Below are 24,496 nucleotides of genomic sequence, written 5' to 3'. Positions count from 1 at the left end.
CGCCTTTATTATTGTCAACGATTGTTGCAAGCCGTGGCTATTTTCTTAACGCATTAAGCTTAGCTTGAGCGATACCAAAAATAGTATCGATTGGGTAACTGCCCTCATCACTTGGCGTACCCGCTGGTTTACCAGTAAAGATCTCTATCGCCTCGGTGACATGATCAATCGCCCAAATGTGGAACTCTTCTTTCTCAACCGCTTTCACGATGTCAGGTCGAAGCATCAGATTGTGCATGTTAGAGCGAGGAATAATCACCCCTTGGGTGTTGTTACGCCCTTTGATAACACAAACATCAAAGAAGCCTTCGATTTTCTCGTTCACACCACCAATTGGCTGAGATTCACCAAACTGGTTCATTGAGCCAGTAATTGCGATGTCTTGTCGGTTCGGTTGTTTGGAAAAGGCAGAAACCACCGCACAAAACTCAGCCATGCTGGCACTGTCACCATCCACGCCACCGTAAGATTGCTCGAAGGTAATCGTCGTCGTAAGTGGCACTCGCGCCGTTTTACCAAATACCGATGACAAGTAAGCCGTCAAAATCATCACGCCTTTAGAGTGAATACTGCCACCAAGGTCAACACTGCGCTCAATATCAATGACATCCCCTTCTCCATAACAGGTCGTGGCAGTAATGCGGTTTGGCGCGCCAAACATGTATTCACTGGTGCTCAGCACAGAAAGCGCATTAACCTGCCCTACCGCTTCACCATGGGTATGAATCAGTGTCGTACCATTAATAAAGCCTTCCATCACGGTATCTTTTAAACGACTGACGCGAAGCTCTTGATTCGCCAGCGCTTCTTCAACATGAGAAGAGCGAATCATATTGGCGTTGGCTTGTCTTGCCACGTAGTTTGACTCACGCAATAGGTTGGCAATATGGGCAGAGTGGAGCGAAATCTTATTCTGATCACCGGCTAAACGAGCACTGTGTTCAATGATGCGTCCGATGGCTTTGCGATCACAATGCAGCATGCCATTATCGTGCACCACACTAGAAATAAAACGTGCGTAATGGAGCTCTGAGTCTTCAGTCCGTTTCATCTCATCTTCAAAATCAGCAGTCACACGGAACAGCTCACTAAACTCCGGATCGTAATGTTGCAGCAGTTGGTAGGTTCGGTAATCACCAAACAGGATGATTTTTACATCGAGCGGAATTGGCTCAGGATCGAGCGAAACTGCACCGGTTAACGTTAGCTCCTTCTCTAATGAAGTAAAACTCAATTGACGCGAACGCAGTGCGCGCTTTAAGCCATCCCACACGTAGGGCTGCTCAAGCACTTTTTGCGCATCCATCAACAGCACACCGCCATTGGCTTTGTGTAAACTACCCGCACGAATCAGTGAGAAGTCAGTAAACACGGTGCCTTTAAAGGTGGCCGTTTCAATGTAACCAAACAAGCTGTGATAGTTCGGGTTTTCTTCCACCACAACCGGAAACTCACACGCAGGTCGATTAACCAATACGTTCACTTTATAGCGACGCGGAAGCTTCTTATCTAAAGAGGCGGCGGCGATCTCTGCTTGCTCATTGGATTGTTCGAGGAAAATATCCGCGTTATCGACAATATCTTTCTGTAATTCAGTCAGGTACTGTTTAATATCGGAATAGGTTGAGTAATCCGCTTTCAGTTGTTTAATGAAGTGAGCAACCACATCCAAAGTGACATCTTCATTTAATTTTTTGATTTTCTCGCTGTAAGACTCTTCCCATTCGGTCAGCTCACGCACCATGTCACGCAACTGAACCTCTAGCGCGTCAATGGTGTCGCTAAAGCGTTCTTGCTCTTTATCACTCAGCTCATCGAAAGACTCTTCGGTATGCAAATCTTCGCCATTCATTGCAACAAACTGATAGTCGCCTTGATTGGTCACCGTTAAACTGATGTTTTTTTGTTTGGCCTCTTTACTGATGGCCTCTAGTGCGATTTGCTGTTTCTGCGCGAGCTGATTTTTGAGCTTGTCAGCACGGGTATAGTAGAGCTCGTTATCGAACGCTAATGGCATGGCGACCACCAGCTTGGCAATCATTTTCTCAATGTCATGTTTGAATCGGTTACCGACACCGCATGGCAATTTGAGCACTCGAGGGGTTCGGGTATCCTCAAAGTTCGCCACATAACACCAATCAAACAAGCCATCCGTATCGTGCTTATGTCGATTGAGGTAACGCAGCACCATGGTACGTTTACCTAAGCCATTTTGGCCGATGGCGTAGATGTTGTAGCCTTTCTCCTTGATCGACATGGCAAACTCAACCGCCTTTTGCGCACGTTCTTGACCAACAATTTCATCGATCGGAGGTAATTCTTTTGTCGATTTACTAGGCAGCTTATCCAATTGAGTTTCTTGATAAAGCTGCGCAGCTTCTAGCCTTTGAATGGTCATTATTATGTCCTTATTAAACCCTCACTAATATTAGACTAGACGATTTCCATTTACATTTTAGTGACTTACACCGAAATCACGTCTAACCGCTCAAATATCCATCAATTCAACCTTAAAACAAGCTCATAATGATAATTATTTGCATCCGTTAATGAATTGCATTTTAATATATGGCCAAGCAAGCCTGAGTGCAGAATTATCAAGTTCTTCGCTAGTAGGTGAAAGGATTTAAACCCAAGGAGTAAGCTCACATGGATCTACAGCAATGCTGGACTCATTACTTGAAAGCTGAGCAGTTACTAGAACAAGGTCATTGGCCAGAAGCCCACTATCTCTTCGAGCAAGTGCTGTCACATATGCCAGAGCATGTGCATGCCGCTTTGAACAATAAAGAAACCAAACCTTGCCAGTTTTCATGCCTAGTGACAGGCATTCGTGATGCCTCCGTTTCTCAATCCCAAATTCTTAATCGCATGGGCCAGCATCAAGAAGCCTTTGATACGCTTAATCAAACCTATGCGTTACTGCAATTTATTTCTATCGAACCTTCTGATTTGGTTCGAACCACGGATCATATTCTTAGAAAACATAGTGAAGACTTGTTGCGCCATATGGGTGCATTTTGTTCAGCACAACGCAATGCGCAATGGATGTTGGAATTTGAACAAGTGCAAAAAGCCCATCACCACTTTGATAGTTTGAAGTATCAAGGCAGCAACCACGATCATTCACACGTGATAAATTGATAAGGAAGTACAATGTCACAAGCACCTATTCTTACTGTTCGTAACCTCTCGGTTAGCTTTACTACCAATGATGGTATCGTTGACGCGGTAAAAGACGTTAATTTTGACCTTTTTAAAGGCGAGACTTTAGCCATTGTGGGCGAGTCTGGTAGTGGTAAATCCGTTTCTACCAACGCTTTAATGCGCCTTTTGCCGGGTAACTCGATTGTTCACCCAGACTCACGCATTGCGTTTGAAGGCAAAGAGCTTACCGAGCTTTCTGAAAAAGCGATGCAGTCGATTCGTGGCGATCGTATTGGCATGATCTTCCAAGAGCCGATGACGTCACTGAACCCATACATGCGTGTCGGTATCCAAGTTGCAGAAGCGATCATGTGTCACCGACCAGTGAACTCACGCCAAGCCAAAGAGAAAGTCATCGAACTGTTTAACTTGGTTCACTTACCTAACCCAGAAACAGCATACAAAAAGTATCCACATGAGTTTTCTGGTGGCCAGTTGCAACGTATCATGATTGCGATGGCGTTAATCAATGAACCAGACATTCTCATTGCGGATGAACCGACGACCGCACTAGACGTAACAGTACAGGCCGAGGTGCTCAATCTTATCAAAGAGATTCAAGCTAAAATGGGCATGGCCATCTTGTTCATCACTCACGACTTAGGTGTGGTGAAACACTTTGCCGACCGCGTGATTGTCATGTGTAAAGGTGACGTTGTAGAAGAAGGCCAATGTAATGCCCTATTCGCTGAGCCTCAGCACGAATACACGCAAATGCTGATTAACTCGATTCCGAAAGGCAGCAAAGATCCTATCGAAGAAAATGCAGCGCCACTGCTAAAAGCGCAAGATATTCGCGTTAAGTTCCTGATCAAGCAGAAGTTCATTCAAAGCAAAAACGAATACTTTGAAGCCGTGAAAGGCATTTCACTGGAGCTAAAACAAGGTGAGACGTTAGGTATCGTGGGGGAATCTGGCTCAGGTAAATCCACTCTAGGCCGCGCTTTAATTGGTTTACTGCCAAGTTCAGGCAAGATCGAATACAAAGGTCGTGATATTGCGACCCTAAGCAACAAAGAGAAATTTGAACTGAAAAAAGACGTTCAGATGGTATTCCAAGACCCTTATGGTTCTCTTTCTCCACGTATGACGATTGGTGACATCATCACAGAACCGCTCACCGTGCATCAACCAAACTTATCTCGTACTGAACGTATGAAACGCGCTCGCACAGCATTGGAAGAAGTGCGTCTAGACCCGCATTCGATCAACCGCTACCCACACGAGTTCTCTGGTGGTCAGCGTCAGCGTATCGCGATTGCGCGTGCTCTTATCCTTGAGCCATCTTTTATTTTACTTGATGAGCCAACGTCAGCACTTGACCGTTCTGTACAGCTAACCGTTATCGACCTTTTGAAAGATATTCAGAAGAAACACAATATCGGCTTCCTATTTATCAGCCATGATTTAAGTGTTGTAAAAGCACTGTCTGATCGCGTACTTGTGATGCAGAAAGGTGAGGTAATGGAACAAGGTACTGCAGAAGAAATCTTCCACAATGCGCAAAATGACTACACCAAAAAGCTGATTGACGCTTCATTTGATCTCGACGAAGAAGAAGTCGCTGTCGCATAGCTTTATGCTTGAACGTACAAACGCCCAGCACAATGCTGGGCGTTTTTGTTTGTGTCATCAACTCATGCGCTATTCGCTAACAGCAGCTTCGTCAACTACAGGTTCACAAATTACGCTCTGGAGTTAAAAGCAGTGAGCTATCTCCAGATAACGATTCTTTATATGCTCAATCAGCAGCTTCACTTTCTTTGGCGGTTGGCGCGTAAACGGGTAGACGGCGTAGATACCTAATCGCTTACCTACTTGCTCTGGAAACAGGTCTATCAGCTCACCTGAGTTGAGATCTTGATAAACAAGACATCTTGGCATGTAGGCGATCCCAAAACCGCCTAGAGCGGCTTTACGCAGCGCAGTTGCATTATCTGTAGAAAATGAGCCTGTCACCTTAACGATGTAGTTTTTAGTCGGCCCTTTAAACTCCCAATCACTCGCGCCTGTGGTTTGATACGCGTATTGCAAGCAGTTGTGCTGCGTCAAATCATCAGGCTTCATCGGCCTACCGTAACGTTTAACATATTCCGGAGAGGCGCAAACCACCCATTGTGAATCGAGTATATGACGAGCAATTAAGCTCGAATCTTCCAAGTACCCGGTTCGAATCACCAAGTCGTAACCACCGTCGACCAAATCAACAAAGCGATTATCTAGTGACATATCAATGGTTAAGCCCGGATGCATCGAACAAAACTCCGCCACTGCATGAGCTAAAACGAGGTCGCCAGAGATCGTCGGCACCGACATTTTGATGTGTCCGGTGACTTTTTCACCAAAGCCTGAAACCGAGTCCATAGCCTCTTGAGTGGCCTGCTTCACACTTTTAGCACCTTGTAACAAGGCTCTTCCTGCTTCAGTTAAGGTTAATTTGCGCGTGGTTCGATACAATAACTGCACACCAGCTTGCTCTTCCAAACGCGCGATTCTTTTGCTAACTACCGAATTTGTAAGGTTATTTTGTTCAGCCACCTTACTAAAACTGCCCAATTCAAACACCTGAGAAAAGAGAATTAAGTCATCTGCACGCATTTTATTATGCCATTTTGGGAATCAATCATTTTCATTATCTCCCTATATTCACAAAAAATAAAGCGTAACATTCACACCGAATTAACACATATATCACAACTACTCTAATAAAAAATTCGTCAGCTTAAACTGAACTCAGCCCGAACGAGGAAGTTCCATGAATGAAACCCTACTTGCCTTAGTGGCATTCTCACCCATTGTGGTGGCAGCCATTCTTTTAGTTGGACTTAACTGGCCAGCAAAGAAAGCCATGCCAATTGCATTTGGCCTGACCGTCATCATCGCCCTAGTATTTTGGGACATGTCGGTAACTCGCGTAGTTGCCTCAGTATTCCAAGGCTTAGGCATTACCGTCTCCGTACTTTGGATTGTGTTTGGCGCCATCTTCTTACTTAACACTCTCAAACACACCGGTGCGATTACCACCATCCGTAACGGCTTTACAGACATCTCCGCTGACCGTCGTGTACAGGCCATCATCATCGCTTGGTGTTTCGGTTCATTCATTGAAGGTGCATCTGGCTTCGGTACACCAGCAGCGATTGCAGCACCACTATTAGTCGCGATCGGTTTCCCTGCGCTAGCAGCGGTACTGATGGGCATGATGATTCAATCAACACCCGTCTCTTTTGGCGCAGTTGGCACACCGATTATCGTTGGTGTTAACAAAGGCCTAGACACACACATGATTGGTAACCAGCTTGTCGCAAATGGTTCAAGCTGGGAAGTTTACCTACAACAAATCACATCAAGTGTGGCTCTAATTCACGCTGTGGTTGGTACGCTGATTCCAGTACTCATGGCCATGATGCTCACCCGCTTCTTTGGTAAAAATAAGAGCTGGAGTGAAGGCCTAGATATCCTGCCTTTCGCGCTATTTGCCGGCATCTCATTCACCGTTCCATACGCATTGACTGGTGTATTCTTGGGCGCTGAGTTCCCATCACTTATTGGTGGTCTATTTGGTCTGGCGATTGTCGTAACAGCAGCGAAGAAAGGCTTCCTTGTGCCTAAGAGCAAATGGGACTTTGAATCAGAAGATAAGTGGCCAGCTGAATGGCTAGGCTCTCTAAAAATCGAACTTGATGACAACAAACAAAAACCAATGGGCCTTGCGCTAGCGTGGGCACCGTATGTTCTTCTTGCAGTCGTGTTAGTTGCTAGCCGCGTGAGTTCAGAGTTCAAAGGTTTACTAAAGAGCGTTAGCTTATCGTTTAGCAACATTTTAGGTGAAGCGGGTATCAGCACCGCGATTCAGCCACTCTACCTGCCGGGCGGAATATTGGTCTTCGTTGCACTTATTGCGGTATTGATGCAAGCGAAGAGTGTTAAGCCGTTAGGCGCAGCATTAGCTGAATCAAGCAAAACATTGATTGGTGCGGGTTTCGTTCTACTGTTCACCATCCCGATGGTACGTATTTTCATTAACTCAGGAGTCAATGGCGCCGATCTGGCGAGTATGCCGGTCACGACAGCAAACTTTGCCGCAGGTCTTGTGGGTAGTGCATTCCCATCACTGAGCGCGACAGTGGGTGCTTTAGGTGCCTTCATTGCAGGCTCCAACACCGTATCTAACATGATGTTTAGCCAGTTCCAATTCGAAGTGGCACAAACACTGTCTATCTCTAGTGTTATCGTCGTCGCTCTACAAGCGGTTGGTGCAGCTGCAGGTAACATGGTGGCTATCCATAACGTTGTTGCCGCATCAGCAACAGTTGGTCTGCTAGGTCGTGAAGGGGCAACACTGAGAAAAACGGTTATCCCAACATTCTACTACCTAGTTATGACGGGCATTATTGGTCTCATCCTTATCTACGGTGTCCAATTTACCGATGTACTAATGAAGTAAAAGCTAAGGAGCTGCGCTAATCCCTCGTCGGCGTGGCTCCGCCTTATCCTACCCCCCAAACCATTGGTGTTGATGCTCATTTAATCCGACAAGACCCGCTTTGTGCCCTACCACACTAGCAACCCCACCGAGCGTCAGCACCAATTTTCCTCCTTCTGTTTTGCGATTCTGTGCTTTTGCACCGATTGTTTTTATCATTACCGTTTACATTCCGGTAAAATTATCGTTACTATGAAGCTAAGGTTCATTAGTGAGACAGTGGTATGAAACGTGTTCCGAAGCAGGGCTTTACGTTAATAGAACTAATAGTAGTTATCGTAATTTTAGCGGTCATCGCTGTGGTGGCACTGCCTCGTTTTATCAATTTTAGCCAGCAAGCTGAAACGTCAAAAGTCACCACGCTTTTTGACCACTATCGCTCGGCGGTAAACATTTACCAAGCAGCCTGCTATGCGCGCGGTGGTGATCAAAGCTCTGGTAAGTTTGATAACTCAAACCCATTTGAAATTGACGGTATCAAATCGAGCTTTTCTGGTAGCTGTTTCCCTGCTCGCGCGAACTCTCGCAATATCAATAACCCCAATAACTGTTTTGCGACCTTTGCAACCTTACTCAACTCCGATCACTATGATAACCACCCGAGGTTTAGCAGCACGAACCCGCAACAAGGGGGCGAAAACGCCAATCGCGTCAATTATGCTGATATGCTGGTGGCCCAACAAAACGGCTACAAAGTCTTTATTCATCAACGCCGTCGCTATCATTCCTATTGTCATTTCTACAGCTTAGAAGGCGACTTAACCGACGCACCATTTATTCTTTATAACGCAGTGGATGGCGAAATGGTGACAGGAACTACGGACTTAAGCCAATCACTAAGTTGGAATGACGAACTACTCAAATACAACCAAGCGACTGAACCATTTTGATCTTATAATTTGCGTTATTGAACAACGTTTTTTACCGACCGTTCTGGCATGATTTACATAAGCTTGTTTATCTAAGAGTTGTTGTAAATGAAAATCGTCATCCTGCATGGGCTCTATATGCATGGCCTTGTGATGCAGCCATTGAGCCATAAGCTAAGAAAGTTTGGTTTTGATACCCAAGTTATCACCTACAACACCGTGGCGATAGAACAAGAGAAGGTGTTCTCCCGCATCGATAATGCCCTATCAGATTCTCAAACCAATATTCTGGTTGGTCACAGCTTGGGTGGCTTAATCATTAAAAAATACCTTGCTTCGCGCCGCCCTTCCCTACAACAGATCAGCCACGTAGTGACAATAGGATCACCGATTAAAGGGGCTTCTATTGTGAACCGGATTCGAGATTTAGGAATGGATGCCATCTTAGGTAACTCGCCAGAGCATGGACTTAACATGCATGATGACATTTGGGACTTTGAGCAAAAGCTCGGCAGCATCGCGGGTACACTTCCGTTAGGGGCTCGAGCGCTATTAATGATGGATAACTCCATCATGTCTGATGGTACTGTCACGGTCGAAGAAACCAAAATCGAAGGTATGACCGACCATATTCAAATCCCAAGCTCACACACCAGCATGATTTATAGCTCGTATGTGCCTGAGCAAATTAAATATTTTTCTGAACATAATACCTTCCAACATCAAACGTAACTCCCTCACTTTCCATTGATATATTTGCGGGGGATTCATCGCTAATCCCCTCTACTTTATTGATAAACCTGATAGAATGGTGCAACTGATAATCATTTACAAACAGCCATGACACAGAGTCCAACTACTCCAGTACTCTCTACTGATAGCGAACAAGGTATAGTACCAAGCCATACTTTTGTTAAAGGATCAGAAAGCCATGAAATGGTTCAACTCGACGGTGCTGAGTTAGAGGTTTCTCGTTTTAAGTTTGATGAGATAGAAATCATCACTTTTCGAGGACAAGTTCACCAAAAGACAACGCTGCCTATTCAAGATTCTGGTGAATATGTGTCCCTTGCTTTTGTCAAAAATGGCACTATTACGACAACATCCAATCAGTGTAACTACCACCACGTCGCGAAACCAAACACGGCCAATCTTTGCAGCCACCATCAATTTAAGGGTACTGCTCAGTTTGAACCAACCAAAGATCTGCAAATTGTCTCTATCTGCGTAACCAAAAATTATTTAACCGAATTCAACACGTTGTTAGAGCACTGCGACGTTGCAAAAGCCAATGGCTACATGCACATTTCGATGAACAACAATGTTCCAATGCAAAACTGCATCGACTTACTACTCAACCCTCCAGTGTCTGGCTCAATCAAACAAGTATTCCTCAAAGGCAAAGCCTATGAACTCATCGCATTGAGTATTCAGTCACTGTTTAGCCAACCGTTAGAGACAGGAAACATTGAGAATAAAACTCGCAAGCGAGTTGAACATGCGCAGCACATTCTCAATCAATCATTAAGCTCCCCTCCTAAACTGTTTGAGTTAGCCAAAATGGTTGGAACCAACGACTGCCAATTGAAAAAAGACTTCAAAGCGGTACTTAATACAAGCCCTTATGCGTATGTGATTCGCCGTCGAATGGAAAGTGGTTATCAAATGATTACTACGATGAACCATTCTATTACCGATATCGCCCAAAGCCTTGGTTACAATAATCCTAGCCACTTTTCATCCACATTCTACAAGCACTTTGGCGTTAAACCTAAAGACCTAAAACATAGTCGAAAGGCTTAGACTAACTGGTCTGGATTGGTTTGGAGCTTCGCGCACCTGCCGCTGTTACTATCAACGTTAAAATAGCTAAGACGACCGCGAACAGCCAGAAAGGACTCTCGGTTTGTAACTGGTACAGACTCGCTGCTAGCAGCGGCCCTACAATGTATCCGCCTGCTTGCGCACTCGCAGCTAGGCCCGATACCGCGCCTAGCTCTTGTTGACTAACCGCTAAAGTGACACTGGTATTGAACCCTGTTGTCATCAGGCCAATTGAAATACCAAACAGTGCAAACATTCCGTGAACATGCCATAACTCCTGTGTCTGAGTCATAAAAGCAAAAGCGATCGCCCCTAAGGCCAAACCGAACTGAACCATACGTGACGCAGGCAGCTTTAACTTGCCCATGATCATGACTTGAGTGGCAATCGTTGCAAGCGCGGAGAACACAAAGCCAATACTACTTTGTGCCGCCGCAGCACTTGGCTCCAAAAAAAACAGGTCTTGATAACGAAATGCAGCAAGCTGCAACAAACCGGATAACGTAATGAAATAGACAAACCCAGTGATCAGCATAAGGAAAATACGGCGATCAGTAATGAGCAATTTAACTTGCTCACCCTCTCTGATTGCTGGCTTGCTGTTTGGTACTAATCGTATGACTAGCAAAGCAGCGATTGCGGCTAAAGCACCAGACACGTATAGAGGTAGCGTAATCGATACAATCACCAACAATGAGGCAATGGCTGGCCCACCGATCATTCCCAAACCGAAAGCCGCTTGAATTGAAGCCATAACCGATGCGCGCTTTTCATCTGGGGCGGACTCTGCCATTGCGGCTTGAACAGACGGAAACACTCCACTTGAAAGCAATGCATAACAAAGACGAGCACCCGTCATAAACAAAAACGCACTAAAAGCAGAAATAATACCAACTCGGCCTAAATCCCCAAACACACCAAACAAAGCCGTCGAAATGGCATAGCCTAGGAAGCCGAAAACAATCAGCTTCTTACGCCCCCATTGATCACTTTTCTTACCCCAAAAAGGAGCAGACAGCATGAATGCAATGGCCGCTAAGGTAAAAATCAGCGCAATTTGATAATCTGGAATACCTATTTCTCGCCCGAGCGGAGGTAACACAGAAAATATAATCGACTGCCCTGCCCCTACCGTCGCTAAACCACACAGTAAAACCCAATTGGTCAACTTGCTCATATTGTCTACTCCTTCAGAATCAGTATTAGAAACGGACTTTAACCAAAATTAGAATTCAGCTGAGACCCCTAAGCCAAAGGTCCTTGGTTGTCCGATTCCCGAAATTGGCGCGGGGCCGGGAAACGGCAACGCGTAATAGTTAGTTTGATACTCTTGATCCGCCAAATTTTGAGCAAAGAAATAGAACGAGTAGTCATCAATTCGATAACCCAATTGGCCATCCCACAAACCATAACCATCAATTTCAAGAGTGTTGTCTGCATCGGTATAAGTTGCAGAGCGATAGGTATAACTCAGCTGACCATAAAGCCCCGCAAAATCACCATATGCCAACGTTGTCGCCGAGGTAAATTCAGGGCTGTTTGCCATCTGACTACCATTAAACTCACCCGATTTGTATTCTGCTTTGTTGAACCCCAAAGAACTGCTTAACCACCATCTCTCTGCAAGCTGCCAACTAACATCAGCCTCTGCGCCGAAACTGGTCGCTTTGTCTACATTAAAGAATGTGATTTGATTTAAAGCATCAATACTGCGGCCGTGAGCATCGGTAATATCTAAATAAAATAGATTTAAATCGAAGCTGATAGCGTTATCTAACCATACCGTCTTAAAGCCCAACTCATAATCTATCGTCTTTTGTGGTTCATACATCGACGTTAATGGATCCATCGCAGTAAAGTTAAATCCACCCGCTTGATAACCTTTTGAAACACTGGCGTAGATCAAACTACCCGCATCCGTTTTATATCCAAAAGCGATCTTTGGTAACCACACATCCCAATCTGCTTGTTGCGAAAATGTCATCACTGTCTCACTGCCAAACATGACACTTCGGTTGACTGAGTCAAATTCTTTGTCATCTCTTTGCCATCTCAAACCAAGCGTGGTTTCAAATTTCTCTGTGACTGGTATACGAACCTGGCCAAAAACAGCATATTGTTCAGCAGCCACATCCGAGCTATTGTGCGCTTCCATTGGCCCAAACAAGGAGTTTGGCACGTAGTTACCATTGTCCTTGGCATCATAGAGACTATCTTGATAATAAATCCCTGTTACCCATTTAAAATCACTATAACGAGAACTTAGTCTCAACTCATGGGTCATACTGCTCACTTCAGAATCATCAAAAAACTTCGCGCCATTAAAGTCACCAAGCAAAGGAGAAGAAGACCCGAACGTCCTATCCATATCTGACTCATGTTGAGCGCTCGTCGCTTGATTGGCAGCCAAATAAGTCACCGTAACTGCATCCGCTTCATGCTCAAGCTTTAGCGACTGATCAGACACTTGTACGCGGTTAAATGCATCTACCTCTTGGCTGGTTTTAAAACTGCCATCATTTTCAGCATAAAATGGTAAGCCGCCGTTATCACTATCCTCATGATTAAATGAGATAATGACGTGGGTCTGCGGTGAGATGTTCCAACGAACATTACCATTCCATTGACCCACTTGAACTTCGTCATAGTTACGCTTAGACGTTGGAAACTCATTTTCCAAGTATCCTTCACTGCCTCTATAGCGCGCAGCAATACCAAAACTAAGCACGTCTTCAATCAGGTCTTGTCGATAAGAGCCAAAATACATTTGACCATCGTTTTCACTAAACTCAGCGATGACTCGACCTTCAGGGTAACCACTAGGTTGCTTTGTCTTAATGTTAATCACGCCACCAAGGCTACTTTGCCCATATAAGGTACTCTGCGTTCCACGTAAGAATTCAATCTGATCGACATCTAATAACCCTAAGTTCATGCCATACACTGACGAATGAGGCACGCCATCGATAAACACAGTAATCGGCGATTCTTGGGCGAATGCCGACGTCGCTAAACCACGATAATTGGGTGACGAAAAAATCCCATAATTGTTTGATACCGCAACATTAGGTAACTGCTTTAGAAATGGCTCTAAACTATATATCGCTTTTTGCTCTAGCTCTTCACCACTCACTACCTGAACCGATACTGGAATATCTAGGACGTTTTCTTCCATTTTGCTTGCGGTAACAGTGATAACTTCAACATCTGAGGCGTCACTCGCTGACACCATTTGAGGCCATGCAGCCCCAAAAGCGATAGCAAGTACGGTTAATCGAACTGACATTTTAATCCTTTGAAATAACACAACAATGATGAAGGGAATGATATTCAATATCAATTGATAGCAATGTTGATATTCGGAGTTTTTACACCACTATTGGGAATTTTTTGGATTAAATGTTTAACAGATAATAAAAGCCCCACGGAAGTGGGGCTGAGACGTTTATTTTTTCTGAGGTGACAATGTGGTTTTAAATCTCTGCGTATCCTTACCAAAGTACAGTTCAATTTGTTGCTGTACGTCAGCAAGCGTAATATCTTTAACAGTCGCATCAAGATCAAATAAGCTTTCTACCCCGTAATCATGCAGCAAGTAACGGGTGTAGAACCACGCTCGCTGACCTGCATCGTCATTAATTGGATACAGATCGACCGCAAGTTGCTTCCCGGCGTTGCTCACCTCTTGAGTACTGATTGAATCAACAAAATTTTTCACCACTTTATCAATTGCTTTCTCAACTTTACTTGCATCGTTAGGGGCAACTTGTGCTTCAATAATCCAATCAGAATCTGAGTTGCCATCAGCGTGAATCACAATCGCTGACGGTGCGTAATCCAAACCTAGATCTTCGCGAACATATTCCGAAAGACGGTTATTTAACATGCGCTGAATAATATCATCTATAAACACGCTTTTAGCACTGTTCAGTCGCACATCTTTGTGAATGAACCTAGCCGAATAAATCGTACTCTTCTCATTGTTTACCGCTAAATCAATATGAGGTTCAAACTCAGAATTGTACTTAGCCGAAAATGGCTGAGGATTACCTGCTTCTAGAGGAATTGATGCTATGTATTGACGAAGAACCGCCGATAGTTGCGCTGGTTGTAAGTCACCAATAATCACCAATTTCTGGTTTAGTTTCGTTTGGAACAGCGCTTTGTACGCCTGACGAATTTGCGCAACTGTGACCAAAGCAATATCTGGGTTGCCGTACTCAAAGAACACGCTGTCTTTTTGGTAAATATTGTGACTAATTGCTTTATTCCAACGGCCAATTGGAGAGTTAAAGTAACGTGCACGTTCTTCAAACAGCTCTTGCTTCACTACTTCAACATTACGTTCGTCAATATTTAAGTCTGTATGGATGTTGTATAGCAGCTTAAACGCTTCAGCCACAGAAGCTTGAGTAGTGGATATTTCAAAGCTTTGATCAGTCACACCCAAGAATGGATTCACACTAATTGAACTGCGACGCAGATGGGCATCTAACGCTGAGCCATTCAGTTCCCCAATACCACTACGTAAACCTACTGGCGTCAGCATATTAGCAGCAGGGATCAATTCCGGTTTTAGTGCTTCTTTACCACCAAGATTGGCATACACTAGGAACACTTGATCACCAATACTCTTGTCTTGCTCATACCAAACTTCAACACCATTTGATAATTGCCAAACGTACATACCATACTTTTCTTGTTGAGAAACAATAGTGCCTGGCTGCTCTGGTTCAGCGAGGCCAGAATCCGCAAGAGCAAGTGTCAATGGTTTTGCGCCCGGTTGAGATAGACGATTGTCCATCGGAGCAATAGATGCCAATAACGGTTCGCGCGCTTCTGCTTTAGATCGGCCAATCACCGTCGTCATCTCTTCACTTAACAAATCACGAATCTGGAAGTTGATTTTGTCAAGATCAGCCTCATCGAGTAGTTCTTCTAGACTTCCCCGATATTCCTTGCGTGTTAGATACGGCTCGTCACTGGTAAGTGACCAAGACATGTCATCTGCAAAATCGGAAGCCGTTCGTTTATTCCAGTACACGTTAACGTCTTCTAGATCTCGCTGGTATGACGCTAACACAGAGTCCAGCTCTAGCTGATTTACACCATGGTCACGAAGAGAGGCAAGTGTATCCACCAACAAATCTTGAGACACTTTACGTTGCGACTCTGCAAACGAAACAGAAAATAGGTTATAACGACGCTGAGAAATATAGTAAGGCATCGCCACCAACTCTTGCACCGGTTGAGCCGCATCGTCATAAACGCTGTTTAGGCGAATTTGTATCAAGCGTAACGCGATATCATCCAGCCAGTTTTCAACTCGCTGCTCACGGTTCATAATCAGAGCGCTACCACGTTCGTTCAAGACACTGAAGCTTGGTGATTCAGATTCTCCAACCACCTCAACCCAATCAGCTAAAGCTAATTCATGGTAAGGTTTTTGGGGGCGTGGTGCTCTCTGCGTTGCTTGCCAATCTGAGAACATTTCTTCAATTAAACGTTGCGCTTCGCGATCATTAATATCACCAGTCACAATGAGCTGTGCATTTTGAGGTTGATACCACGCCTCATAAAAAGCACGCAAACTCTCAGCACTCGCACCTTTTACTGACTCAACAGATCCCAATACGTCATGCTCAGCGTAAGGCGTACCCGCGATCATTTTTAGATAAAATTTCTCCGAGAGATTCTTATTTTCAGGACGGCTCAAGCGAATTTCACCGAGTACCACGCCTTTTTCTTTATCAACTTCGGCTTGATCAAGAGTTAAACCATTACCAATATCACGCATCCATAGTAATGCTTTAGAAAGCTGTGATTTATTTGGCAAATCAATCTTATACACTGTTTCGTGGTAACTAGTATAAGCGTTTAAGTCAGCGCCAGAAGCAGCATCGACACCTTCAAACATCCTATCAACTTCATTAGCTGTAAAGTTCTTACTGCCATTAAATGCCATATGTTCAACAAAGTGTGCATACCCTTGCTGCTGAGCGTTTTCTTGGAAAGACCCAACGTGAAAAACCATTCGAATGGAAACAGGTTCCTTATCTGTTGGGTAAATGTGGTATTGCATGCCATTGGTTAGCTTGCCTTCATACCAGTGATCTTGAGACTTATTCGATGCTGTGCGATCTGGTTGACTACAACCTACAAAAAACACAGCCAAGAATAAAAGCAATATGCGTTTAGCCATCTTTGACGCCTTATATTGTTATTAAAATCCATAATTTATGGTAATGGTTTGATTTATAAAATAATGCTTTATTAGATTAAAATAAACCCAATTATCAAAAATGCGTTGCTTTATTACGATCAACATTTGACCTCTGATGCAAGTAAGGATATATTATCGTTATTCGACGATTAACTATCATCTACTATGAATCAATGTGAATTAGCTAACCAATCTGCACTAGAGGCAAGCGATCAGACCTTGGCCGATGAGAAATCTTTTGCGTTACAAGCGAAAGCGCTATCACACCCAGCCCGAGTTCGTATTTTGAAAATTCTGCACACTCTAGATGAACTGGGTGGTTGCCTAAACAATGATCTAGTCAGCCAACTTGGCCTTGCTCAATCAACGGTTTCTGAGCACTTACGCATTCTAAGACAAGCAGGCTTTATTACAGCAGAAGCTCAGCCTCCAAAGATGTGTTATCAGCTTAATCGAGCGCAGACTGAGCAATTCCGCCAACTGTTCAACGCATTATTTAAGTAATACAACAAGACTTTACCTTATGGTTTAGTCTGCACCTTAGCATCGCCTTTCGACGATAAACGAATGAGATATTATCAGATGAGTAATTCTGCAATTTCAACACCGGCAACGCCTAAAATGAGTTTTCTCGATCGTTACCTTACTGTCTGGATTTTCGCTGCAATGGCAATTGGCGTTGCCATTGGCGCCCTCTTTCCACAAGTAGCTGAGTGGAACGAATCGATGAGTGTGGGTAGCACCAATATTCCATTGGCGATTGGCCTTATTCTGATGATGTACCCGCCGCTAGCAAAAGTTAATTACAGTTTGCTAAGCAAGGTACGCAAAGACAAAAAAGCCATTAAGCTCTCACTCATTATGAACTGGGTCGTTGGCCCAATACTGATGTTTGTATTGGCGCTGACATTCCTTGCTGACAAACCCGGATACATGGTGGGTATTATCCTTATTGGCCTAGCCCGCTGTATTGCAATGGTGTTGGTATGGAATGATATTGGCGGCGGTAACAAAGAGTATGGCGCCGCTTTAGTGGCAATAAACAGCGCTTTCCAAATCGTGACTTATAGCTTTATGGCATGGTTGTTCATTACAGTTCTGCCACCAATGTTTGGTTATCAAGGCTTCGCTGTAGATATCTCTATGCTCGATATCGCTGAAAGTGTCCTTATCTATTTAGGTATTCCATTTCTGGCTGGCTTTTTAAGCCGTAAATGGCTAGTCGCAGCCAAAGGTGAGCAGTGGTACAACGAAGTTTTTATTCCAAATATCTCCCCTATTACGCTAATAGCTCTACTTGGCACTATCGTATTAATGTTCAGCCTTAAAGGTGAAATGATTCTACAGTTACCGATGGATGTCGTGCGCGTCGCCATTCCACTGGTTATCTACTTCGTATTGATGTTCTTTATCAGCTTCTTTGTGGGTAAGAAGATGGGCATCGAATACGATAAAAACGCATCGATCGCCTTTACTGCGACGGGCAACAACTTTGAGCTCGCGATTGCAGTATCTATCGCGGTATTTGGCCTTAACTCTGACCAAGCCTTCGCCGGTGTGATTGGCCCACTGATCGAAGTGCCTGTGTTAATCGCCTTAGTCAACATTGCACTGCGAATGAAGCAAAAATACAAACTTGCTCGAGTTTAGCGTTGAATAATATTGAAGATTGAAAAGGCAACTTTTTGAGTTGCCTTTTCTTTATAAGCCACAAACCACCAGCACCCTATAATAAATTAAGAAGCTAGTTACCTTACTAGTCTATATCTAAGCAAAAAATATGAGTATAGGTTGCGGAGAAGCAAACTTACTTCAACTTGAAATCATCTATTTATGCACCGGAGTACCTATGACCAAATCGAACAGCAAGCCAACGAACTACTAGCGACGTGGGGGGCGAGCAAAGCGCAAATAGACTCGATATTACTCAAAGTAACCGACGACAATGAACGCCAAATTAGAGTTAACTTACTGTTCTCTATCAACGACTGCTTACAATTACTCATTAGAGACGAGAAACATCGCAACCGCTACATGAGAACCAAAAATCTAGGACCATTTTTCGATGGAAGAATACCTTTAGATATTATTGCGAGCGGCAATCTAGCAGACCTTACAGATGTTCAGCTACGGATTAGAAATATGATTTGTATATGAAGGCTGATAGACTTATTCGAATATCTATTTGGCCTTGCCACACTTTAAGCCCTCTTAAGTTTCAACGAGCCTTCACAAAAGACCACTGAGGTAACCCTCGAAAATTGGCATGTTTTACGTGCTGGAAGATTCAAGAATTTAGACCAACTAACTGAAATTACTAACACCAAAAAACTGATGGCCTAAGAGATCGAAAACAACGACTTTAGATAATTTTTCCGACTTCATATAACACCCAATTAAAGTGTGAGCCACGCTGCCACTATACTTAACCTTACCACCGTAAACACAAAACCCAACGATGGAATGAAAAATACCAAGCGTTGGGAATCCGTCTTAAACGCTTTGTTATGCGATTGGTGATGATAACCGTGAATTTGCCATTCGCACAACTTGACGTATCGGTTGTAATTGAATTTCTGAAATAATCGCTGAAACATACCCAACAACTATAACGGGGATTCCAACCGACAAACCAAACCACACGGATCCGCTTAATTCAGGTTGCCCCCACTGACTGTAGAGCGATGACATGATAGAAGAAAAGATCAACGTCAAAGATAGAAGCTGAATCCAAGCATGGCTAGATACGACGAAAGAACTCGAATAATGATTTTTGCTAATTGTAGCCTTACCGGCGAAACCTCCAATTTTTACTCTAATCTTTGAGTTACTACCAGATATTTCGTAGCCCTGAGAAACCAATTGATCAATTATTTCTTCCACTTTGAAACTCCTTTTTTACTGGGTCGCATAACGCCTTGTTAAGGGGTGAGCAACGCACCACCTAACTCAACCATACCACCATAAACACTAGACTCAACAATTAGCACTGAAAATGGCAAGCGTTGGGAATCCCTCTTAAACAATTTGTTAGTTTCATTTTTCAAGCATAAGGCTCTGATATTGAGCTATTTTACTAAAATCTTCTGTGTGCTGAGGAAATTCTGCCTGCAACAAACACAAAGCATCAGCCAATGTTATTTGGTGTAAGTTGGAAGTGTAACCAAAAATTAAACGATTCACCTGTGATTCAAAATACTCTAACCCTGACTCTGTCTTGCATTGTTCCCAATTGGCTAAATCAATATTGTCGTCTGGGTCTTCTACAGGGCTATTAGCCTGCACATATAGATTTGATAGCATGGCTTCATATTGTAATGATGAAAGCTCATCTTTACATCGTAATAGCCAAGCTAAAGTAATGAGATTATGTCCAAAGAAATCAAACTGTTTGATACAAGACGATAGAACATCAGCAACATTTATTTTTACTGACCCTAGTTTGTCATTACCCACATTTGAAAATGTCGACGTAACAAACTCTGTAAATCGGTTAAGGAAAGTTGGAATTTGCTGTTCATTTAGTTGTTCGTAAACACTATTCATCGCAAGTAAGATTGTCACATTGTGCGACAAAGATTCCTTAACTGAGGCTGCTTTCGTAGCGTAATGATTAAAAACATCTTGAAAGCCTTTCTTGTTATGCCACTGCAAACTGGCTTGGTAAGCTGCAGGATAAACACCACTATTAAGAATTCTATGAATTCGGAACTCTTGAAATTCTGGTGCTTGAATTGACTCTGCATAAATTGGTGGAGCTACGACTGAGTCATTAGCCATCAACATGGATGTATGAGAGAAAATTTTACAACTTTCACCAAAGCGCTCTGCAAGATAGTTTGCAGATAAGACTGCTTTTAATGCATGTGGTTGATGAATTACCGCTCCACTATGCAGAGCTTGTTCTAATAGTTCTGAATTTTCCATGTTTCCTCCATGAAACTAACGCCCAGTTAAGGTGTGAGCAACGCAATACCGATGCAGCCGCATACCGCCTTAACCACTATAAGCAACGCATAGTAAAAATGCCACGCGTTGCGAATAACTCTTAAACAGATTGTTATGTTGCGGTGTTTAAGATTAGCGACTGAGCAAACTCTCGCATGTGTCGTGCATTGTCTGCTTTGTCTTCATCACCACAGGCTTTCCCATAATATTCAATGTCCGGTGAGGAATACACTGGCAACACTTTTTCTGCATACGTCATCACTGTCCCCGCTTCACGACACAAAGCCCCAAATGCATAAGGTTTTATGAACTTATGGTTCTCTGACAGCAGTTGACCTTTAAGCCAGTACTCTGGCGTATCGTTGTGCCATGCCCAAGCCAAATGACCGAGTTCATGTTCGAGTACATGTACTTCTGCGTCAGATGATAAAACCAGAAAACTGCGACTAAAATTCACATGAGCAGTACCGGCACTTCCGTCCTGTGAAAATGGGTGGTCTTTAGGAAGAACTAGTGCATAGTAGCTCCCCTCATGTTGCAGTGGCTCTAACACCGAGTCGCCTACAGCTTGCGCTAACTGATTATGCAGCTTACCACTACCACCTTCTTCGAAATCTGCAAGGTCAAGCCTAGTAATCCCTGACAATGTTCGTTGCATCGGCACACATGAGTTTTCAAGAACAAAATTAGAGTAGTCTATGAATTCATTGATTTTTGACTCGCTTATAGAGTCATCCGTAAAGAAATGAACTGGAGTTTCTACCTTTTCAGTCAGTTCACAACCTGCTAATGACAGTTCTTCTCCACTGCGTTTCCCGACGAAAAATAGTGCGACAACACCTAATAATGTGCAGCCAACCACAAGATTTTTCTTCATTAGACTGTCCTTTTTACTCTAGCAACATAACGCCGCATTAAGGTGTGAGCGATACTTGGCTATACTTGAGCGAAGCGAAACCGCCAAGCGTTGAGAATCACTCTTAAATGCTTTGTTATGTGCGTACTAAATATTTACGTACAATCTCAGCATGTCTTTGTGTTGAATACCATTTTCATAGATTGGCTCGGGGTAGTTTAGCAAAAAATGGTCTTTGATGATTGAGTCTACTCGAAAACCTAAACGCTGATAATATGTCAGTTGATAGCCAAATGTACCCGTACCAAGCTCAACACGATTGATTCCCTTACTTGGTAGCTGAGATAGAACAAGCTTTAGTAACTTAGAACCAATACCCTGACCTTGCAGCTCTGGAGATACCGATACATTAAATATCTCAGCAAGGCTGTTGGTCTGCGCTTTAACTATACAAGCAGCAAAAACTCGTCCGTTGTCTAATGCAGCAAAACACCATGAGTCAGGTAAATATGAAGCGATACTAGCTTCAGAAGGATCGGCTTCGAGCAATAAATCTAGTGGAATTTCGCTACTCTTGACTTCGATATATTGCATATTTCCTCCAAGCACATAACGCCGCGTTAAGTGGTGAGCAACGCAAACCACCCTACCTAAACCATTGTGCCTTTAACACTAAAGCCGATTCAAACTGAAAGCGCCATGCGTTGGGAATCCGTCTTAAACGCTTTGTTATGTGTTTGGTTTAACCAGTTCGCTTTGATTCTAATCTCTTGATTTTATTGGTACATGCCTTACTAAAGCAGCCAAGTTCTTTTTCCCACTGTTTATTGCTTATAGGCATAACGCGCAAGTCCCCTAAAGCTTTGGGATGGCACCAAGACTTTAAAGCCTTCAAAACACTTATTTGCTCGCTAATATTGCCCTGAGCATATTGTTCCCTTAAGCGTTCTAATTCGAGTCGTGCCTGCGAATGATTGGATTCCTTAAGTATTTGAATTACTCCATTTAGCTTTTCATCCAAAGTCATACCCCTAGCCTCCTTAGAACACATAACGCCGCGTTAAGTGGTGAACAACGCCAACCACCCAGCCTAAACCATTGTGACATAAACACTTAAACCGAAGAAAGCCGAAAACGCCAAGCGTTGGGAATCCGTCTTAAACGCTTTGTTATGAGCGTGGTTCAGCTAGGTGATCTATGCCCAATTCTCGTTGCTTACGCTTACTTAAACCACTCGCGACAATTCGGTATGATTCCGATAAATAGTACTTTAGGTCATCGTCTAATTTGCCTGAAGTCTCAACCTGCTGTATCCACTTCATTCCACGACTAGCAAAATATGGAGCCGGTTTATAACCTTCACAATCACCTAGAAAGTCGAAATTTAAGTTGGAGGTTTTAAACGTGAATGCAGCTTGGGAACCATCGCTCCAACCACCTATGGCAAAGACTTTACCACCAACCTTCCATACATCGGAATTGCCCCATTGAACGACGTGACTCGTTCCAGCAAAAGAACCGCAAAAATGGTTAAATTCTTCGTAGTTCATGCTGATTCCCCTATTAGCTCATAACGCCGCGTTAAGTGGTGAGCAACGCCAACCACTCTACCTAAACCATTGTGACATAAACACTTAACCCAAAGTAAGCCGAAAATGCCAAGCGTTGGGAATCCGTCTTAAACGCTTTGTTAGGCATCTTTGCTCAAGATTTGCACTGCTATTTCAGCGGCTTTTCGAGTGTAGTTACTACAGTTAGACCGAAGATTATGAGAGCGAAAGTGAGCCATACCCTCTTCTGTACCAATGTCACAACCCAAAAGATCATGACAGTCTTTAGCCCCAAATTCATTTAGAAACTTTTCAACTAACTCCTGCGTTGCTTCGTACGTATTCACGGCAGTATCACTTTGGGATTCACGACCTAGAACTAAGCTAATGCCCATAACAGCGCCTGATAAAGCACCACATGGTCCGCAGGTTCTAGCCATGCCACTACAAAATCCAGTCGCCATTTTCGAGGCTAACCGATCATCCACCCGGTGATATTCAGCGATAGCAGAAACGACACTTTCAGCACACAAAAGTCCATTTTCAAAATGAGCTTCCGCTAACTTCCCAAATTTTATTGCTTCTTCCATGACAGCAACCTCCTTGATGCCTAACGCCGCGTTAAGTAGTGAGCAACGCAACCACTGAACCTAACCTTACCACCGTAGACACTGAACTCAACGATGGAATGAAAAGTGCCATGCGTTGTGAATCTGTCTTAAACGCTTTGTTAGGTAAATATGCTAAATATAGCTACCTGCCCTTTTGGAAAATGCCCTAATTATAAACTCATCCGTAAATAAGAGTCTTGTACGATAAAAGCCTGATTCGAATAAGTTGTATCTAACCGTTTCTACTTTATTCCAAAACTCTAACTCTTCGACCATATGAATGTAGTGAGAAATAGCGAGACGATCGTCTAATTGCCCTGTTCGACGAATAAAGACATGGTTATCGATTTGATGCTGCATAGCCTGAACCGCATCAAACAGCAAAGGAAAATTATCATCACTGGCAAGTTGGTTCAATTTCCTTAAGCTATTCCTAAAATGAGAGAAACTTAAGTTTATATACTCCCAGTTGTCCCCCTTACATGGAATTAAATGATTTAAGTGCTCAACATGCTGCTGCCCACCATTTAACCTTAGTAGTCTATTGATCTTTTCAGCCTTTTCCTTGCACATCGCCATATCATCTTTCCAAGATGAATAGTTCATAGACTAAAAATTGGGCTGATACTGAATATTACTGAGGTTGGAGTTCTTAACTTCCGATATTTCACCGATAATCTCAGCAACCTTGATTGCTGCTTTAACCTTTTGTTGCTCTTTAGGAACAATAGTAATTATCGTGTCAAATATACAAGCCGCTGCTACAGAGACAAGCAAGCTTTGAAACCAATTAGGATCAGCAGTAAAACTAATACATGCCATTGATACTACGAATAGAATATAAGTGAACTTCTTCCTTACTGAGTTAGGTGTGACTAAGTTCACTATAAAATTTAGTATCTGACTGTCAGTAGAAATTATA

At 43.4% G+C, this 24,496-nt stretch carries 23 protein-coding genes; 8 read left to right on the top strand and 15 right to left on the bottom strand.

From position 1 onward, the window contains the following. Window positions 1-37: 37 nt before the first annotated feature. The gene (locus OH461_RS14355; RefSeq protein ID WP_270021259.1) at window positions 38-2,398 is read right to left on the bottom strand and encodes a Lon protease family protein; all 2,361 of its coding nucleotides are present in this window, start codon (window positions 2,396-2,398) and stop codon (window positions 38-40) included. A gap of 251 nt (window positions 2,399-2,649) precedes the next feature. Here OH461_RS14355 and OH461_RS14350 point away from each other — a divergent pair, with 251 nt between their 5' ends. Both OH461_RS14350 and OH461_RS14345 read left to right on the top strand, forming a co-directional pair. Continuing rightward, window positions 2,650-3,144, top strand: a complete 495-nt coding sequence (locus tag OH461_RS14350; RefSeq protein ID WP_270021258.1) for a tetratricopeptide repeat protein — start codon at window positions 2,650-2,652, stop codon at window positions 3,142-3,144. A 12-nt stretch (window positions 3,145-3,156) separates the two neighbouring features. Continuing rightward, window positions 3,157-4,782 (top strand): ABC transporter ATP-binding protein, encoded by a 1,626-nt coding sequence (locus OH461_RS14345; RefSeq protein ID WP_270021257.1) that lies wholly within the window; start codon window positions 3,157-3,159, stop codon window positions 4,780-4,782. Window positions 4,783-4,905: 123 nt separating this feature from the next. On the opposite strand, the gene OH461_RS14340 is transcribed toward OH461_RS14345, so the two are convergent. Next, window positions 4,906-5,805 carry a LysR family transcriptional regulator gene (locus OH461_RS14340; protein ID WP_270021256.1) on the bottom strand — a complete coding sequence of 300 codons (900 nt, stop codon included), beginning with the start codon at window positions 5,803-5,805 and terminating at the stop codon, window positions 4,906-4,908. A 157-nt stretch (window positions 5,806-5,962) separates the two neighbouring features. On the opposite strand from OH461_RS14340, the gene OH461_RS14335 reads away from it, so the two are divergent. After that, window positions 5,963-7,654 (top strand): L-lactate permease, encoded by a 1,692-nt coding sequence (locus tag OH461_RS14335; protein WP_270021255.1) that lies wholly within the window; start codon window positions 5,963-5,965, stop codon window positions 7,652-7,654. A gap of 48 nt (window positions 7,655-7,702) precedes the next feature. Here the strand turns inward: OH461_RS14335 and OH461_RS14330 are convergent, their stop codons facing one another. Continuing rightward, window positions 7,703-7,852, bottom strand: coding sequence for a hypothetical protein (locus OH461_RS14330; protein WP_270021254.1), 150 nt, complete (start codon window positions 7,850-7,852; stop codon window positions 7,703-7,705). Between the two features lie 65 nt (window positions 7,853-7,917). On the opposite strand from OH461_RS14330, the gene OH461_RS14325 reads away from it, so the two are divergent. The 3 genes from OH461_RS14325 to OH461_RS14315 all read left to right on the top strand — a co-directional run bounded on the left by OH461_RS14325 (window position 7,918) and on the right by OH461_RS14315 (window position 10,365). Continuing rightward, a complete protein-coding gene (locus tag OH461_RS14325) occupies window positions 7,918-8,583 on the top strand; it encodes a prepilin-type N-terminal cleavage/methylation domain-containing protein (RefSeq protein WP_270021253.1) in 666 nt (221 codons plus the stop codon). 87 nt (window positions 8,584-8,670) lie between these two features. After that, complete coding sequence (locus OH461_RS14320) at window positions 8,671-9,294, top strand: lipase family alpha/beta hydrolase (RefSeq protein WP_270021252.1); 624 nt, start codon at window positions 8,671-8,673, stop codon at window positions 9,292-9,294. Between the two features lie 108 nt (window positions 9,295-9,402). Further along, entirely contained in the window at window positions 9,403-10,365 is a 963-nt protein-coding gene (locus OH461_RS14315) for a helix-turn-helix domain-containing protein (RefSeq protein ID WP_270021251.1), read from the top strand. Window position 10,366: 1 nt separating this feature from the next. Here the strand turns inward: OH461_RS14315 and OH461_RS14310 are convergent, their stop codons facing one another. The 3 genes from OH461_RS14310 to OH461_RS14300 form a co-directional block, all read right to left on the bottom strand. Beyond that, entirely contained in the window at window positions 10,367-11,563 is a 1,197-nt protein-coding gene (locus tag OH461_RS14310) for an MFS transporter (RefSeq protein WP_270021250.1), read from the bottom strand. Between the two features lie 48 nt (window positions 11,564-11,611). Next, window positions 11,612-13,672, bottom strand: a complete 2,061-nt coding sequence (locus OH461_RS14305) for a TonB-dependent receptor (RefSeq protein WP_270021249.1) — start codon at window positions 13,670-13,672, stop codon at window positions 11,612-11,614. A gap of 159 nt (window positions 13,673-13,831) precedes the next feature. Next, window positions 13,832-16,588, bottom strand: coding sequence for a M16 family metallopeptidase (locus OH461_RS14300; RefSeq protein ID WP_270021248.1), 2,757 nt, complete (start codon window positions 16,586-16,588; stop codon window positions 13,832-13,834). A gap of 186 nt (window positions 16,589-16,774) precedes the next feature. On the opposite strand from OH461_RS14300, the gene OH461_RS14295 reads away from it, so the two are divergent. Both OH461_RS14295 and arsB read left to right on the top strand, forming a co-directional pair. Continuing rightward, the gene (locus OH461_RS14295) at window positions 16,775-17,113 is read left to right on the top strand and encodes an ArsR/SmtB family transcription factor (RefSeq protein WP_270021247.1); all 339 of its coding nucleotides are present in this window, start codon (window positions 16,775-16,777) and stop codon (window positions 17,111-17,113) included. A 78-nt stretch (window positions 17,114-17,191) separates the two neighbouring features. After that, on the top strand, window positions 17,192-18,259 hold the full coding sequence (gene arsB, locus OH461_RS14290) for an ACR3 family arsenite efflux transporter (protein ID WP_270021246.1): 1,068 nt from the start codon (window positions 17,192-17,194) through the stop codon (window positions 18,257-18,259). An 855-nt stretch (window positions 18,260-19,114) separates the two neighbouring features. On the opposite strand, the gene OH461_RS14285 is transcribed toward arsB, so the two are convergent. The 9 genes from OH461_RS14285 to OH461_RS14240 form a co-directional block, all read right to left on the bottom strand. Continuing rightward, window positions 19,115-19,492, bottom strand: coding sequence for a hypothetical protein (locus OH461_RS14285; RefSeq protein ID WP_270021245.1), 378 nt, complete (start codon window positions 19,490-19,492; stop codon window positions 19,115-19,117). A 153-nt stretch (window positions 19,493-19,645) separates the two neighbouring features. After that, window positions 19,646-20,536: a hypothetical protein gene (locus OH461_RS14280; RefSeq protein ID WP_270021244.1), complete on the bottom strand. Its 891-nt coding sequence runs from the start codon at window positions 20,534-20,536 to the stop codon at window positions 19,646-19,648. Window positions 20,537-20,669: 133 nt separating this feature from the next. Further along, the gene (locus OH461_RS14270; protein ID WP_270021243.1) at window positions 20,670-21,434 is read right to left on the bottom strand and encodes a hypothetical protein; all 765 of its coding nucleotides are present in this window, start codon (window positions 21,432-21,434) and stop codon (window positions 20,670-20,672) included. A 126-nt stretch (window positions 21,435-21,560) separates the two neighbouring features. Next, window positions 21,561-22,007, bottom strand: coding sequence for a GNAT family N-acetyltransferase (locus OH461_RS14265; protein WP_270021242.1), 447 nt, complete (start codon window positions 22,005-22,007; stop codon window positions 21,561-21,563). Between the two features lie 148 nt (window positions 22,008-22,155). Continuing rightward, complete coding sequence (locus OH461_RS14260; RefSeq protein WP_270021241.1) at window positions 22,156-22,440, bottom strand: hypothetical protein; 285 nt, start codon at window positions 22,438-22,440, stop codon at window positions 22,156-22,158. A gap of 142 nt (window positions 22,441-22,582) precedes the next feature. After that, complete coding sequence (locus OH461_RS14255) at window positions 22,583-22,963, bottom strand: MmcQ/YjbR family DNA-binding protein (protein ID WP_270021240.1); 381 nt, start codon at window positions 22,961-22,963, stop codon at window positions 22,583-22,585. Between the two features lie 140 nt (window positions 22,964-23,103). Beyond that, complete coding sequence (locus tag OH461_RS14250; RefSeq protein WP_270021239.1) at window positions 23,104-23,553, bottom strand: C-GCAxxG-C-C family protein; 450 nt, start codon at window positions 23,551-23,553, stop codon at window positions 23,104-23,106. A gap of 153 nt (window positions 23,554-23,706) precedes the next feature. Continuing rightward, window positions 23,707-24,153, bottom strand: coding sequence for a hypothetical protein (locus OH461_RS14245; protein WP_270021238.1), 447 nt, complete (start codon window positions 24,151-24,153; stop codon window positions 23,707-23,709). A 30-nt stretch (window positions 24,154-24,183) separates the two neighbouring features. Next, window positions 24,184-24,396 carry a hypothetical protein gene (locus tag OH461_RS14240; protein WP_270021237.1) on the bottom strand — a complete coding sequence of 71 codons (213 nt, stop codon included), beginning with the start codon at window positions 24,394-24,396 and terminating at the stop codon, window positions 24,184-24,186. Between the last annotated feature and the right edge of the window lie 100 nt (window positions 24,397-24,496).

Source organism: Vibrio sp. LaRot3 (assembly GCF_027587025.1).
Classification (GTDB): domain Bacteria; phylum Pseudomonadota; class Gammaproteobacteria; order Enterobacterales; family Vibrionaceae; genus Vibrio.
Note: the sequence above shows the minus strand (reverse complement) of the source record. Positions and strands in the feature narration are given on the sequence as shown.